The sequence below is a fragment of the Photobacterium sanguinicancri genome, from assembly GCF_024346675.1.
Taxonomy (GTDB): domain Bacteria; phylum Pseudomonadota; class Gammaproteobacteria; order Enterobacterales; family Vibrionaceae; genus Photobacterium; species Photobacterium sanguinicancri.
Genome location: NZ_AP024851.1, coordinates 12,948 through 27,218, shown reverse-complemented (window position 1 = coordinate 27,218; position 14,271 = coordinate 12,948). Strand labels below are relative to the sequence as shown.

The window sequence follows — 14,271 nt, the reverse complement described above, 5'->3', positions numbered from 1 at the left end:
TTAAGAAACAATTAAACTAGTCCTTCTTTTCGACAAGTATGTATTTGAGGGTGTTATGGGTTGGTTATTTCTTCTTTTAGGTGTGATGGCAGAAGCAACGTCACATGTTGCATTACGTGCGACTAACGGCTTCACCAACTGGTTACCCAGTAGCATCGTTATCCTTGGACACTTACTCGCATTCCTTTTTCTAGGCCAAGCTATGCGGTCACTCCCCGTCGGTATTGTGCACGCTATGTGGGCTGGGATGGCGATAGTTTTAGTCACTGCAATGTCTAGTATTATTTACAAACAACATCTTGATACTAAAGTGTGGATTGGCATGGTTGTCATTGCTATCGGCATCGCGATTATTAATTTATCTGGCACAGGCCATAGCCATTAACTCTCGCGAGTTATCAATAAGAAATATACGTCAGTTTGGGACTTAAATATCTCCGTTTAAATAGCACCGTAATGATCCCCTAAGCACCGGCTGACACCTTACGATAATAAGCAACAAAGTGAGCAGGATTACTGTCAATCCACGTGCTGTAACAACAGCAGAATGATGAATTGCTCACAGATTTTTGTACGAACCACAAAATTACCTGGATAACCTCGCCGCACGCACATCCATGCTGATATATTTGTTTACAAGATGTTAAATAAAACAGATGTCAATTCATCAGTATTCGCAGCAGGGATAGTCGGACATGCAGTTTTTCCCCAACCGTATTAAACCCATTTTATTAGCCAGCATGCTATGTGTTGGCATATTGCCCGCATTTATGTACAGCTGGACGAGCAGTGAGAAGCTCTCGTCTGTCGCCCTTGAGCAAATAGCAACGGGCATGATTAGCCGCACTAACATTGCCGCACAAAATCTCGATGACCTTATCCAGCACCACGTTAACGAGCTTAACGATCTAGCTCAGTCTCCGATACTCACATCATCGCCATTAGTTTCAGCATCCCCCGCTATCATCAGCAAATACCTTCAACAATTAACGGCCAATGAGTCCGTTTACAATGCGATTCACCTAATAGAAAAAAGCACCATTTACTCCACGCCTACTTACCAAGTTATCGACTCATCGCATCAAGGTGCCGTTAACCTTAGCCAAGAAGTCGCCAAATTCAGTATTGATAACTTTAACCAGTTAGAGCAGCAATACCTTAACTCAGGCAAGAAGGTATATATATTTGTGCCACCCAACATTGCACAAGCACCCTGCTTATTTTTAATCACCCGAGTCGCTGATAGCACAGCGGTACGTTATCTTCTGGTTGAATACCGTTTAAGTGAAATCAATGACCGATTACGCTTTTTAGGAAAACAAATAAGCAATACCGATTTTGCTTTTATTGTTAACGCCCAAGGCGACACTATGCTGGCTGGCCACTATCAAGGTCAGGCGTTACAAACTTTTTCTGATTTTAAATTTAATCTTAAAGCTCAAAATATTGATGTTTCACAACCACACATTATCCAATACAAAGACCGTTACCAAGAAGCCTTTACAGCGACAGTGACAGCCATTGGCTCGCTTCAAGGACCAGACCTACCAAATTGGTCATTAGTCACAGTCACACCGCAAAAAACCATTACCAGCTCAATAGATGAACTTCATCAATACTTCATGCTGGCACTGTTATTTACCGCATTTGTCATCATCATTTTATCTGTGGTACTCACCAAGCGAATTACAGATCCCCTCACTAAGCTGTCGCGCTTTGCCGCGCATTTTAAACTTGGCAACTTCTCTGCGAGTAAGCATTTCAAAGGTCCCCACGAATTTCAGGTTCTGCATGACGCATTGAACCAAGGAGCAGAACGGATTGCTTACGATACAAGCCGTTTGAATCAAGCGCTTCATAAGGCGAAATCTGCTGATCGTGCAAAGTCTGCATTTTTAGCTAATTTATCACACGAAATTCGTACCCCGATGAACGGGATGTTGGGGCTTTCTCAGCTTCTACTCAAAACAGATCTGACTCGCGAACAAGAACACCACCTCAATACGCTGCTAGATTCTGGCAAGCACATGATGTCGCTGCTCAACGATATTTTGGATTTTTCAAAAATAGAGCAAGGGAAGCTCAAGCTAGATTGCACCAATTTTTGTTTTACCGACTTAGTTGGCACCATTGAAAGTACCTATCACTCGTTAGCAAAGGAAAAGGGCATCGATTTTCACATTCATTGTGAACTCGATAAAAATGCGTGGTTTTATGCGGATAAAGCCCGTATCCGTCAAATCTTGTTTAACTTGATCAGTAACGCCATCAAATTTACAGAAAACGGTGAAGTCAACGTCACCCTGCGTTTGCAAAATGGAAAATCCAACAATGAAAAGCAGCTCACTATCATTACGCAAGATACTGGTATTGGGATTGCCCCTGAGCGTATTAGCCAAATTTTCGACCCTTTTGCCCAAGCTGAAATATCAACCAGCCGCCGTTTTGGTGGCACAGGCCTCGGCCTGAGTATTGTGCGTCAACTTGCTGAACTTATGGATGGAGAAGTACAGCTTAAAAGTACGGAGGGCACAGGATCGGTATTCACGGTTACCCTTGCTTTACAACAAGGTCAGTACGAACAACAACAAACGACCGATGTTGCCTTTGATCACAGCGCATTCCAAAACCTAAAAGTACTGATTGTCGAAGATAACCACTTAAACACCTTAATTATTGAGTCATTTCTTAAACAACGTGGCTTTACAACGACTGCGGTTGAAAATGGCGCCGAAGCCCTCGACATTTTACAGCACCAAGTGTTTGACGTTATTTTGATGGATAACCACATGCCAGTAATGGATGGTATTGAGGCGACTAAACGCATTCGCCGCTTACGCTCAGACACCCGTAAAATACCGATTTTTGCCTGCACCGCTGATGTGTTTGAAGAAACTCAACGCAATATGCTGGCAGCAGGCGTTGATTGCGTGATCACCAAACCCCTTGATGAGCGCAAGCTATTAGATGCGCTACAACGCTTTAAACACAAAATTACAGCAATGGCACAATTGCGTATTGCCCTTGAAAGCAAACAGACACAGACCGCCCTTTTATCCAATGAAGCTAATGAACAACACCAAGTTTTATCAACAAAGACGGGTGAAGATAACCCTCAAAATAACAGCCAGATAAGCTCCCCTCATCATCGCTATCAGTATGTTGACCTAGCTGAGTTACTTGAAATGATGGACGGTGATCATGAGATGGTTCAGACCTTCTTGGTGATGTTTGCTAACGAACATGCCAAGGATGTCGATAAATTAGAGCAAGCACTAACAGAGCAAGATTTCAGCCAAGCGATTCTAATTAGCCATTCACTCAAAGGGGCGTCGGGCAGCATTTGTGCCGATGGTGTCCGTCAAGCTGCTACGATTATCGAAAAACGCGTTAAAACGAATACCTTACCGCTTGAGGAAGATATGGATGATCTACGAAACCAGCTCAACATTTTGGTGAGTGAAATCCAGCAGCATGCCGAGGAAGAGGCCGAATTCAGCCTATAAAATAGAGCATTTGATCGTACGTGAGATCAAATGCTCACACTCAATGCGTTTATTAAATGCAAATAGTGAATGCTTTAATGTCATGAAAACGGCTCGATTGATAAAAATTACAGAATAAGTGAGATCAAAGCACGGTTTACTATGCTTTATAATTGACAGAATATGCCAAAAAGATAATTATCACTCCATCAATTGCTCTCAAGCAAACCAAATGTTCACACAGTGATTGTTTGGTACAAACAGAAGATGTCACAAGCCAGTAAAGATAACCTTGTTAATCAATATCTGAACTAGCATTGAGACAAGTCCAATACGTAAAAGGTTGATAGATATGAGCACTAAACTAGAACAATTGCGCGCGCTTACTACTGTTGTTGCTGATACCGGTGACATTGAAGCAATTAGCAAGTACAAGCCTGAAGACGCAACAACGAACCCATCGTTGATCCTGAAAGCCGCTCAAATCGCTGAATATGCTCCTCTTATCGACGCTTCTATTGCTTACGCAAAAACACAAAGCGACGATAAAGCACAACAAGTACAAGATACTTGTGACATGCTAGCTGTTAGCATCGGTAAAGAAATTCTTAACGTTGTACCTGGCCGCATCTCAACAGAAGTTGATGCGCGTCTTTCTTACGACACAGAAGGCAGCATCACTAAAGCACGCCAACTGATTAAAATGTACAACGATGCCGGCATCACAAACGATCGCATCCTGATCAAACTAGCTTCAACGTGGGAAGGTATTCGCGCAGCTGAAGTCCTAGAAAAAGAAGGCATCAACTGTAACCTAACGCTTCTATTCTCTTTTGCTCAAGCGCGTGCTTGTGCTGAAGCGGGTGTATTCCTAATCTCACCTTTCGTTGGTCGTATTATGGACTGGTACAAAGCGAAAGAAGGCCGTGATTTCGAAGCACAAGAAGATCCAGGCGTACTATCAGTAAGCGCTATCTACAACTACTACAAAGAGCACGGTTACAAGACTGTTGTTATGGGCGCAAGCTTCCGTAACATCGGCGAGATCCTAGAACTTGCTGGCTGTGACCGTCTAACTATCGCCCCTCAACTTCTAGCTGAACTAGAAGCGGCTGAAGGTGAAGTAGTAGAGAAGCTAATCGACTCTAACGGTACGAAAGAACGCCCTGCGGCAATGACACACGCTGAGTTCCTATGGGATCACAACCAAGACGCAATGGCAGTTGAAAAACTGGCTGAAGGTATCCGTAACTTTGCGGTTGACCAAGGCAAGCTAGAGACTATGATTGCTGACCGTCTATAAGACTAAAATCTATTTCAGAAAGCGGCCCTTATAGCCGCTTTCTTCTTTTTCGATTTGATAAACTTTTTGGTGATATAACTATGGAACGTAAAGTCTTAGCAAATGCAATTCGTGCCCTAAGCATGGATGGCGTACAACAAGCAAACTCAGGCCACCCTGGCGCACCTATGGGCATGGCTGATATCGCTGAAGTACTGTGGCGTGACCACATGAACCACAACCCACAAAACCCTGAGTGGGCTGATCGCGACCGTTTCATTTTGTCGAACGGCCACGGTTCAATGCTAATTTACTCTCTGCTTCACCTGACAGGTTACGACCTTTCTATCGAAGATCTGAAGAACTTCCGTCAACTGCACTCTAAAACACCGGGTCACCCTGAATACGGTTACGCACCGGGTGTTGAAACAACAACGGGTCCACTAGGCCAAGGCATCACCAACGGTGTTGGTATGGCAATGGCTGAGAAAGCACTTGCTGCACAATTCAACCGTGAAGGCCACGACATCGTTGACCACAACACTTACGTGTTCATGGGCGATGGCTGTCTAATGGAAGGTATCTCTCACGAAGCATGTTCACTTGCAGGCACATTGGGCCTAGGCAAGCTAGTAGCATTCTGGGATGACAACGGCATCTCTATCGATGGTGAAGTTGAAGGTTGGTTCTCTGACGATACGCCTAAGCGTTTCGAAGCATACGGCTGGCATGTAATTCCTGCGGTTGATGGTCACGATGCTGACGCAATCAATGCAGCGATTGAAGCGGCGAAAGCAGAAACAGGTCGTCCAACGCTTATTTGTACTAAAACGGTTATCGGTTTTGGTTCACCAAACAAAGCAGGCACACACGACTGTCACGGTGCGCCACTAGGTGCTGAAGAAATTACAGCAACCAAAGCACAACTTGGCTGGAACCACGGTCCATTCGAAATCCCTGCAGACATTACAGCTGAATGGGATGCGAAAGAAGCAGGCGCAGCGAAAGAAGCAAGCTGGAACGAGAAATTTGCAGCGTATGAAGCAGCTTTCCCTGAACTAGCGGCTGAATACAAGCGTCGTGTAAACGGTGATTTACCTGCACAGTGGGAAGAAAAAGCATCAGCAATCATTGCTGATCTTCAAGCTAACCCAGCAAACATTGCATCACGTAAAGCATCACAAAACGCACTAGAAGCGTTTGGTGCTATGCTGCCAGAATTCATGGGCGGCTCTGCTGACCTTGCGCCTTCTAACCTCACTATGTGGTCGGGTTCTAAGTCGCTAACAGCAGCTGATTTCTCGGGCAACTACATCCATTACGGTGTACGTGAGTTCGGTATGACAGCGATCATGAACGGTATTGCGCTACACGGTGGTTTCGTACCATACGGCGCTACATTCCTAATGTTCATGGAATACGCGCGTAACGCAATGCGTATGGCTGCACTGATGAAAATTCAGAACATCCAAGTGTACACGCACGATTCAATCGGCCTAGGCGAAGATGGTCCAACACACCAACCTGTTGAGCAAGTATCTTCACTGCGTCTAACGCCAAACATGAGCACATGGCGTCCATGTGACCAAGTTGAATCTGCTGTTGCTTGGAAACTGGCAATTGAACGTAAAGATGGCCCAACATCGCTAATCTTCTCGCGTCAAAACCTAGCGCAACAACCACGTGATGCAGAGCAAGTTGCTAACATCGCGAAAGGTGGTTACATCCTGAAAGATTGTGCCGGTAAACCAGAGCTTATCTTCATCGCAACAGGTTCTGAAGTTGAACTAGCAGTAGAAGCAGCAGCACAACTAACGGCTGAAGGTCGTCAGGTTCGCGTAGTTTCTATGCCAGCAACAGACGTGTTCGACAAGCAAGACGCAGCGTACCGTGAAGCAGTATTACCAGCAGATGTTACTGCTCGTGTTGCTGTAGAAGCGGGTATTGCTGACTTCTGGTTCAAATATGTTGGCCTAAATGGTCGTATCATTGGTATGACAACATTTGGCGAATCTGCACCTGCAGGCGAGCTATTCAAAATGTTCGGTTTCACCACTGAAAACGTAGTGAACAATGCGAAAGAGCTTCTAGCTTAATTTGTGAAAGCAGAGCTGGCTTCTTCTTGTCAGTTCTGTTTTATAACGCAACGCGAATACTAACAATAAAAAAGTTCTACCTCTCGCAAGAGAGATAGAACCGAATCCCTTCTTACATTGCCGGACTTTCGTCCGGCTTTTTTTATCTAAAACGCTCACAATGTTTAACTACGCAAAAAACCAAGTGAGATCATTAATACCAATAAGGTTCAGTGTGGTTCAGGCTTATTCTTGATTCATATGTATCCACAACTCTTCACCGCGCCATTGTGTTTGCCACACAGGTAATTGGATACCTTGCTGTTCGATACACTCGCCTGTTGCCAGCTGAAAGTGTTGTTTGTACAAGGGCGAAGCGACGCACAACTGGCCTGCAATGTCACCGACAATACCCCGACTGATCACAAAGGCTTTTCCTATCGGATCCCAGTTTCCTACTGCAAAAACCTGTTCTTGGATTGACGGTAAATAAAACAGTGCAAGTTGCTGTTGTTCAACCAATGCGGCCCGACCTGATTCAGGGATAAGTTGTTCACGATGGCATACTTTCGTCCACATTATTGAATCTCCTTCAAAGGGATACGCTGACCGCGAATACGTTGATAACCCGCTTCTGGTGTCGTGATTTCAGGGTCTGTTTTTGTATTCACAAATTGGGTGAAACGCGCCAGTTTTTCCTCTGAATTTAATGTGGTTTGCCACTCACACTGATAACTATCAATTACATGTGTCATCTGGCTTTCAAGTTCATTCGCAATACCGAGTTCGTCATCAATCACCACTTGTTTCAGGTAAGCTAATCCCCCATCCACGCTTTCAACCCAGACTGACGTACGCTGTAGCCGATCCGCTGTTTTGACATAGAACATCAAGAAGCGATCGATATACTGAATTAATGTGGCTTTATCAAGATCTGAAGCAAACAAGTTCGCATGGCGTGGGCGCATCCCACCATTGCCACCCACATAGAGGTTCCAGCCATTTTCGGTTGCGATTATGCCGATATCTTTGCTTTGAGCTTCAGCGCACTCTCGGGTACAACCTGAGACCGCGAACTTCAATTTATGGGGAGAACGTAGCCCTTTGTAACGGTTTTCTAGCTCTATTGCTAAGCTAACAGAATCATCTACACCATAACGACACCAGGTCGATCCCACGCACGACTTCACTGTCCGTAGTGATTTCCCATAAGCATGCCCAGTCTCAAATCCTGCATGAATCAAGGCCTCCCAAATCGCTGGTAATTGCGACAGTTGAGCACCAAATAAATCAACCCGCTGCCCTCCGGTTATCTTGGTATAAAGATCAAATTTCTGTGCGACTTCGCCTAACACAATCAATTTATCCGGTGTGATTTCACCACCCGGTACACGAGGAACAACCGAATAACTGCCATCTTTTTGAATATTGGCAAGAAAAGCGTCGTTAGAGTCTTGGAGGGGTTGATGGTGAGATTCCAGCACATGTTCATTCCACAATGAGGCAAAAATTGAGGCGGCTGTCGGTTTACAGATATCGCACCCTAGGCCAGTTCCATATTGCTCCATTAATTCATCAAAGGTGCGGATCCCTTCAACTTGGCAGAGGTGGTACAAAGCTTGGCGACTATAAGTAAAGTGTTCACACAGATGATCACTCACTTCCATGCCCATTGCGGCCATTTCGTCATCAAGAATGGTTTTTACCATGGTGCCACAGCCACCACATCCAGTTCCTGCCTTCGTGCATAGCTTTAGCTCTCCAATATCATGACAACCCGCCTGCACTTTCGCCACCAGCTCTCCTCGGGTAACGTTATGACAAGAACAGACAATGGCATCGTCATTTTGAACGCCTGATAGCATCGAAGTATCAAATAATAAATGCGCAGCATGCTCAGGTAAGACGATTTGATTAAGGTAGCACTGCAATAACGCATCGTAATCGCTATTATCTCCAACCAATATGGCACCCAATAAACGTTCACCCTTGGCATCGGTGATCAATTTTTTGTAGCTACCGACTTGGTTATCTTGCAGTACGACTTCTCGTGCACCTTCCGTTTGCATTTGTGCATCACCAATGGAGGCGACATCGACACCGAGTAACTTCAATTTGGTACTCATATCCGCGCCGCTGAAGGCTTTCTTCCCCCCTAATAGGTTATCTGCTGCAATGCGTGCCATGGTATAACCCGGCGCCACTAACCCAAAGATGCGTTGCTGCCACAATGCACACTCCCCTATGGCAAAAATGGCAGGATCATTGGTTTGACAATGATCGTTAATCACTATGCCACCTCGCTCTCCGATATCGAGCCCTGCCAATCTTGCCAGTTGATCTTGCGGTCTGATCCCCGCGGAAAAAACCAGTACATCGACTTCTAATGGTTCGCGACCTTTAAAGGTTAAACGATGCTTCGCGGTTTCACCGTCGCAGATCGATTCAGTGATCATCGAGGTATGTACTGATACCCCAAGATCAGTCACTTTTTGCGCCAGTAATTGACCCGCCCCCTCATCTAGCTGCACAGGCATTAGTCTTGGCGCGAATTCAACCACATGGGTTTTTACCCCCAGCAAGCGTAGTGCATTTGCCGCTTCTAACCCGAGTAAGCCACCACCAATAACGGCCCCTGTTCTAGCCCCATCACAAGCTTTACGAATGGCGCACAAGTCATCCAAAGTACGATAAACAAAGCAATTTTCGCGATCATAGCCTTTAATCGGCGGTACAAATGGGGTCGAGCCAGTCGCCAGAACCAACTTGTCATACCCAAGGATCACCTCACTGTCTAATTCAACCCGTTGTTGCGAACGATCAATATGGGTTACGCAACTGCCCAGCACCAATTCGATATTATTATCTTGATACCACTGGCTATCACCCAGCATGAGGTCGCTGTGATCTTTACCCGAGAACAGCGATGAAAGCTGAACGCGATCATAAGCGGCATAACGCTCTTCACCGATCACGGTAATATAAAACTGATTGGTGGCACCTTGCTCAACTAATTGCTGCACTAAGTGATGGCCCACCATACCGTTCCCGACGATAATTAAATGTTCCTTATCCATATAGCCTCCTAAGCAACTCTCTGTTTTTCGGACGACGTGATCGGTTCTACTTTGCGCTGCTTTTCATACAAGAAACGCAACACTTGCTGACGAAGATGCTGATACGTTTCATCGTTTGCCAATTCAATCCGATTACGTGGCTTTTCGATCTCAACATCGAGTACTTCACCTATGGTGGCGGCAGGGCCGTTGGTCATCATCACTATCCGATCTGATAGCAATACCGCTTCATCAACATCGTGGGTGATCATAATGACGGTGTTTTTCAACTCAGTCTGAATCGCCATTAGCGCATCTTGTAAATGCGCACGCGTCAGTGCATCAAGAGCACCAAATGGCTCATCCATAAGCAACACTTTGGGCTTCATGGCTAACGCCCGAGCAATCCCAACGCGCTGCTTCATTCCTCCTGAAATTTCATCAGGGCGTTTATCGGCAGCATGGCTCATTTGCACTAAATCGAGGTAATGCATAACCGCTGGGCGCAGGGCTTTTTTGCTCATGCCTTTGTTCACTTGTTTAAATGCTAATTCCACATTCTGATATACATTCAACCAAGGTAGCAGCGCGTGATTTTGAAACACCACCGCCCTATCAGGCCCAGGACCCGCAACTTCTTTATTACCCACAATGACGCCACCATCAGTGGGTATTTGCAGGCCTGCAATCAAATCCAGCACCGTTGATTTACCACAACCAGAATGCCCAATTAACGAAATGAACTCGCCTTGCTTAATGGTGAAATTGACGTTTTGCAATGCAACAAATTCACCTTGCGCGGTAGGGTAGCGCATGCCAAGCTGCGTCAATTCTAAAAACGTTTTATTGGCCGTTTTATTCGTAGAGACATTCGCTCTTGTGCCTATCTTCGGGCTTGCCTTAGTGCTTTCATTCGTCACTGTATTCATGCTTTTAGTCATAACTTGTCCTTATCTGCTCACATCACTCATGTCTCTCATGCCTAGCGCAGCAATTGCTGTTTATTCCACGACACTTTCTTTTGTAGCGCGAGCATGGCGCGGTCCAATAGCAGCCCTATCAAGCCGATAACAAATACAGCCACCATGATCCGTCCCAAAGAGGCCGAGCTGCCATTTTGAAATTCGTCCCATACAAACTTTCCTAAGCCTGGATTTTGCGCCAACATTTCAGCGGCAATGAGCACCATCCATGCGATCCCTAGTGACAAACGTAATCCCGTAAACATCATCGGGGTTGCAGACGGTAAAACGATGGTGCGCACATGCTGTAAGTTCGATAACTGTAAGACACGACTCACATTCATCAGGTCTTTATCGATATTGGCGACACCGACTGCGGTATTGATCAGAGTGGGCCACAAACTACACATGGCAACGGTAAGCAGCGAAATAACAAATGATTTAGGAAAAAGCGGATCACTACTAACATAAACAGCACTGACAACCATGGTCACTATGGGGAGCCACGCCAACGGTGAGATAGGTTTAAGTAACTGAATAATGGGGTTTACTGCCATATATAAACTGTTATTAATACCTAATAAGATACCGAGCGGAATCGCAATCACCGATGCCAAGACAAACCCACAAGCCACCGTCACTAAGCTCGTGATTATTTGGTCAAAGAAAGTGGGCTTCCCCGTATACGGGCGAGTTTTCACTTTAGCGTCGGGATTTTTCGCCAGTTTTTCGGCATTACGTTTTTCTTGGCGTAACATAAACGCGTCGGCTTTTTCTGCTTGCGCAAAATGCTCGTCAACTAAATAAGTGAATTGCTGGTAGGTTTGCGTTGGACCAGGCAAAGCACCTAACGAGGTTTGTATTTGCTTTGCGGCTAAGTGCCAAACGAATAAAAAAATAAGGAGACCAATCACAGGAAGTAACAAGGTACGCGATTGATTAAGCATGATTTTTCTATCAGGCATACGACGTAAAAGTGCAATATTGTTCGACATAATCGTCCCTTAGATCGCGTGATCATCTTTTAAGCCAATCGCAAACTGCTTCAAGTACGCATTAGGCTGTTTACCGTCGTAGGTGATGCCATCAATGAAATGGGTTTGTGGTGAACGAAAACCATCTTCCACGTTAAAATCTGGAAAATCAGCGGCGTTCAACACCCCATCTTCAAGCAGCGCATTAACCGCTTGTTGATAGATGTCTGGGCGGTACACTTGCCTAGCAACATCCATGTACCATTGATCTGTTTGCTGCTGTGGAATTTGCCCCCAACGGCGCATCTGCGTTAAGTACCAAATCGCGTCGCTGTAATAGGGGTACGTTGCGTTATAGCGAAAGAAGACGTTGAAATCAGGTACGTCACGCTTATCGCCTCTTTCATACTCAAATGTGCCCGTCATGCTGTTCGCAATGACTTCCGCATCTGCGCCAACATACTCACTTTTGGCCAGAATTTTCACCGCTTCAACACGGTTGGCATTGTTGTTTGCATCTAACCAATGCGCCGCACGGATCATCGCTTTAATCACGCGAATATGAGTATTGGGGTATTTCTCCGCCCAGCTTTTCGATACCCCGAACACTTTCTCTGGATTGTTTTTCCAAATCTCATAATCAGTCACAACAGGCACGCCAATTCCTTTAAATACCGCTTGTTGATTCCAAGGTTCTCCTACGCAATAGCCTTTAATGGTGCCAGCTTCCATCGTCGCGGGCATTTGAGGAGGCGGTGTCACACTCAGTAAAACATCCGCATCAATCTGACCACTATTGTCCCCTTTTTGAGGCGCATAATAGCCAGGGTGTAATCCTCCAGCCGCTAACCAATAACGAAGTTCATAATTATGAGTAGAAACAGGAAAGACCATACCCATATTGAAGGCTTTACCCTCATCAAGATAAGAATCAACCACAGGTTTTAATGCCGTTGCAGCTATGGGGTGCGCCACTTTTCCATCTGCATCAAGTGCCAGATTTGGCTTCATTTTTTGCCATACATCATTCGAGACAGTAATGGCGTTACCGTTTAAGTCCATGCTAAAAGCCGTAATGACTTCAGCCTGAGTACCAATCCCTATCGTTGCACCTAGCGGTTGCCCAGCAAGCATGTGTGCACCGTCCAGCTGGCCATCGATAACCCGATCAAGCAATACCTTCCAGTTGGCTTGCGCTTCCAATGTGACATACAGGCCCTCATCTTCGAAAAATCCCTTTTCATAAGCAACGGCCAACGGTGCCATATCCGTTAGCTTGATAAACCCAAACGCCAGATCTTCACGCTCTGGCTCTCCCACTGCGGCATACGCAGGTAACGTAAATACTGCACCAATACAGCACAACCAATGCGACACTTGCCTAGGGGGGGACCACATCCTTGTTTGCTTCATGTGTTGCTCCTCTATATCAAAAAACTTTTTAGCCACGAATACCGAGATAAAAAACACAAACAAAAAACGCCACTGCTTCATGAAGAAACAGTGGCGTCGTTGCCAACCTCTCATGCCCGCCGTTGAGCTAGGGAGGTTAGTTCTCAATGGAAAACCATCGAGTCATATTTTTTGAAAACTACTCAGTACTAGTACCGTAATAAACCGTAATTTTGCTGAATGTTATTACCAAAAGCGCGGGTTAAGCGCTGCTCTTAATGATTTTTTAGCGACTTGTTTTATCACCTTTCATAAACAATCCATTTTTTGTGCCAAGATAATTGTATTTTTAATAACTAATAATCAACCACTTAACTACATACGAAATTCGTAACCATAAATACCGCTTCTAAATGGTGCAGCTTGCACCAAAGCTAACCTTGGCTTAGATAGATCTAAGAGCGAGAATCGCTTAATACACTCAAAGTCTGAACAATATTTCTCGCCACTTGCGCAAGAGATTGGCTGTTATTCATCGCCGCTACTCGCAGCGCTTTAAACGCACTCTCTTCATCTAAACCATGATGCGCCATGAGTAATCCCTTGGCTTTCTCGACCCACTTACGATCTGCTAATTTCTGCGTCAGCTGCTCAATTTCTGATTCTTGTTGCCGTTGACACTGACGAACCTGCTCTGCTCGAAACACCCATGCTGATAAATCAAATTGGCTATCAGCAGGTAACATGACATAACCATTAGGCTCTGGTAAGCGATTGATATCATTTTGATTAAGCTGTCGAAGCAGAATTAATAATGGGATATGTGAAGACGCGGCATGATTAACGATTACGCTTAATTCAGCACTAGGTTGCCGCCACGACACCACCAAAATACATTGTGAATATTGAGCCACCAAGGTATCGAGCTGATGGAAAGTGCACCCTATCACCTTGTCGTAATCAGCCGCCAACCTACCACTAATAACAGCTTGCTGTTGTAAATCATCGCTACAGACGATGAGTTGCTTTCCCTTCATTTACGCCC

General features: G+C 45.3%; 10 protein-coding genes. 4 read left to right on the top strand and 6 right to left on the bottom strand.

Going from position 1 to position 14,271, the window contains the following annotated elements; translation table 11 throughout:
• The first annotated feature begins 55 nt into the window (after window positions 1-55).
• The 4 genes from OCU87_RS17155 (at window position 56) to tkt (ending at window position 6,863) form a co-directional block, all read left to right on the top strand.
• Window positions 56-385, top strand: a complete 330-nt coding sequence (locus OCU87_RS17155; RefSeq protein ID WP_062691587.1) for a DMT family transporter — start codon at window positions 56-58, stop codon at window positions 383-385.
• A gap of 310 nt (window positions 386-695) precedes the next feature.
• On the top strand, window positions 696-3,506 hold the full coding sequence (locus OCU87_RS17150) for a hybrid sensor histidine kinase/response regulator (RefSeq protein WP_261858896.1): 2,811 nt from the start codon (window positions 696-698) through the stop codon (window positions 3,504-3,506).
• A gap of 331 nt (window positions 3,507-3,837) precedes the next feature.
• Window positions 3,838-4,788 carry a transaldolase gene (gene tal, locus OCU87_RS17145; protein WP_062691585.1) on the top strand — a complete coding sequence of 317 codons (951 nt, stop codon included), beginning with the start codon at window positions 3,838-3,840 and terminating at the stop codon, window positions 4,786-4,788.
• A gap of 80 nt (window positions 4,789-4,868) precedes the next feature.
• Window positions 4,869-6,863 carry a transketolase gene (gene tkt / locus OCU87_RS17140; protein WP_261858895.1) on the top strand — a complete coding sequence of 665 codons (1,995 nt, stop codon included), beginning with the start codon at window positions 4,869-4,871 and terminating at the stop codon, window positions 6,861-6,863.
• 225 nt (window positions 6,864-7,088) lie between these two features.
• On the opposite strand, the gene nirD is transcribed toward tkt, so the two are convergent.
• The 6 genes from nirD to OCU87_RS17110 all read right to left on the bottom strand — a co-directional run bounded on the left by nirD (window position 7,089) and on the right by OCU87_RS17110 (window position 14,263).
• Window positions 7,089-7,421, bottom strand: coding sequence for a nitrite reductase small subunit NirD (gene nirD, locus OCU87_RS17135; RefSeq protein WP_062691928.1), 333 nt, complete (start codon window positions 7,419-7,421; stop codon window positions 7,089-7,091).
• A complete protein-coding gene (gene nirB, locus OCU87_RS17130; RefSeq protein WP_261858894.1) occupies window positions 7,421-9,919 on the bottom strand; it encodes a nitrite reductase large subunit NirB in 2,499 nt (832 codons plus the stop codon). The genes nirD and nirB overlap by 1 nt, the downstream gene beginning before the upstream one ends.
• An 8-nt stretch (window positions 9,920-9,927) precedes the next feature.
• Window positions 9,928-10,713, bottom strand: coding sequence for an ABC transporter ATP-binding protein (locus OCU87_RS17125; protein ID WP_261859367.1), 786 nt, complete (start codon window positions 10,711-10,713; stop codon window positions 9,928-9,930).
• A gap of 167 nt (window positions 10,714-10,880) precedes the next feature.
• Window positions 10,881-11,855, bottom strand: a complete 975-nt coding sequence (locus OCU87_RS17120) for an ABC transporter permease (RefSeq protein WP_062691930.1) — start codon at window positions 11,853-11,855, stop codon at window positions 10,881-10,883.
• Window positions 11,856-11,864: 9 nt separating this feature from the next.
• On the bottom strand, window positions 11,865-13,247 hold the full coding sequence (locus OCU87_RS17115; protein ID WP_261858893.1) for a CmpA/NrtA family ABC transporter substrate-binding protein: 1,383 nt from the start codon (window positions 13,245-13,247) through the stop codon (window positions 11,865-11,867).
• A gap of 434 nt (window positions 13,248-13,681) precedes the next feature.
• A complete protein-coding gene (locus tag OCU87_RS17110) occupies window positions 13,682-14,263 on the bottom strand; it encodes an ANTAR domain-containing response regulator (protein WP_062691932.1) in 582 nt (193 codons plus the stop codon).
• Between the last annotated feature and the right edge of the window lie 8 nt (window positions 14,264-14,271).

Bases quoted from the DNA above. Each gene is read 5' to 3' on its own strand.
- OCU87_RS17155 (WP_062691587.1), top strand. From the start codon at position 56: ATGGGTTGGTTATTTCTTCTTTTAGGTGTGATGGCAGAAGCAACGTCA.
- OCU87_RS17150 (WP_261858896.1), top strand. From the start codon at position 696: ATGCAGTTTTTCCCCAACCGTATTAAACCCATTTTATTAGCCAGCATG.
- tal (WP_062691585.1), top strand. From the start codon at position 3,838: ATGAGCACTAAACTAGAACAATTGCGCGCGCTTACTACTGTTGTTGCT.
- tkt (WP_261858895.1), top strand. From the start codon at position 4,869: ATGGAACGTAAAGTCTTAGCAAATGCAATTCGTGCCCTAAGCATGGAT.
- nirD (WP_062691928.1), bottom strand. From the start codon at position 7,421: ATGTGGACGAAAGTATGCCATCGTGAACAACTTATCCCTGAATCAGGT.
- nirB (WP_261858894.1), bottom strand. From the start codon at position 9,919: ATGGATAAGGAACATTTAATTATCGTCGGGAACGGTATGGTGGGCCAT.
- OCU87_RS17125 (WP_261859367.1), bottom strand. From the start codon at position 10,713: ATGCGCTACCCTACCGCGCAAGGTGAATTTGTTGCATTGCAAAACGTC.
- OCU87_RS17120 (WP_062691930.1), bottom strand. From the start codon at position 11,855: ATGTCGAACAATATTGCACTTTTACGTCGTATGCCTGATAGAAAAATC.
- OCU87_RS17115 (WP_261858893.1), bottom strand. From the start codon at position 13,247: ATGAAGCAAACAAGGATGTGGTCCCCCCCTAGGCAAGTGTCGCATTGG.
- OCU87_RS17110 (WP_062691932.1), bottom strand. From the start codon at position 14,263: ATGAAGGGAAAGCAACTCATCGTCTGTAGCGATGATTTACAACAGCAA.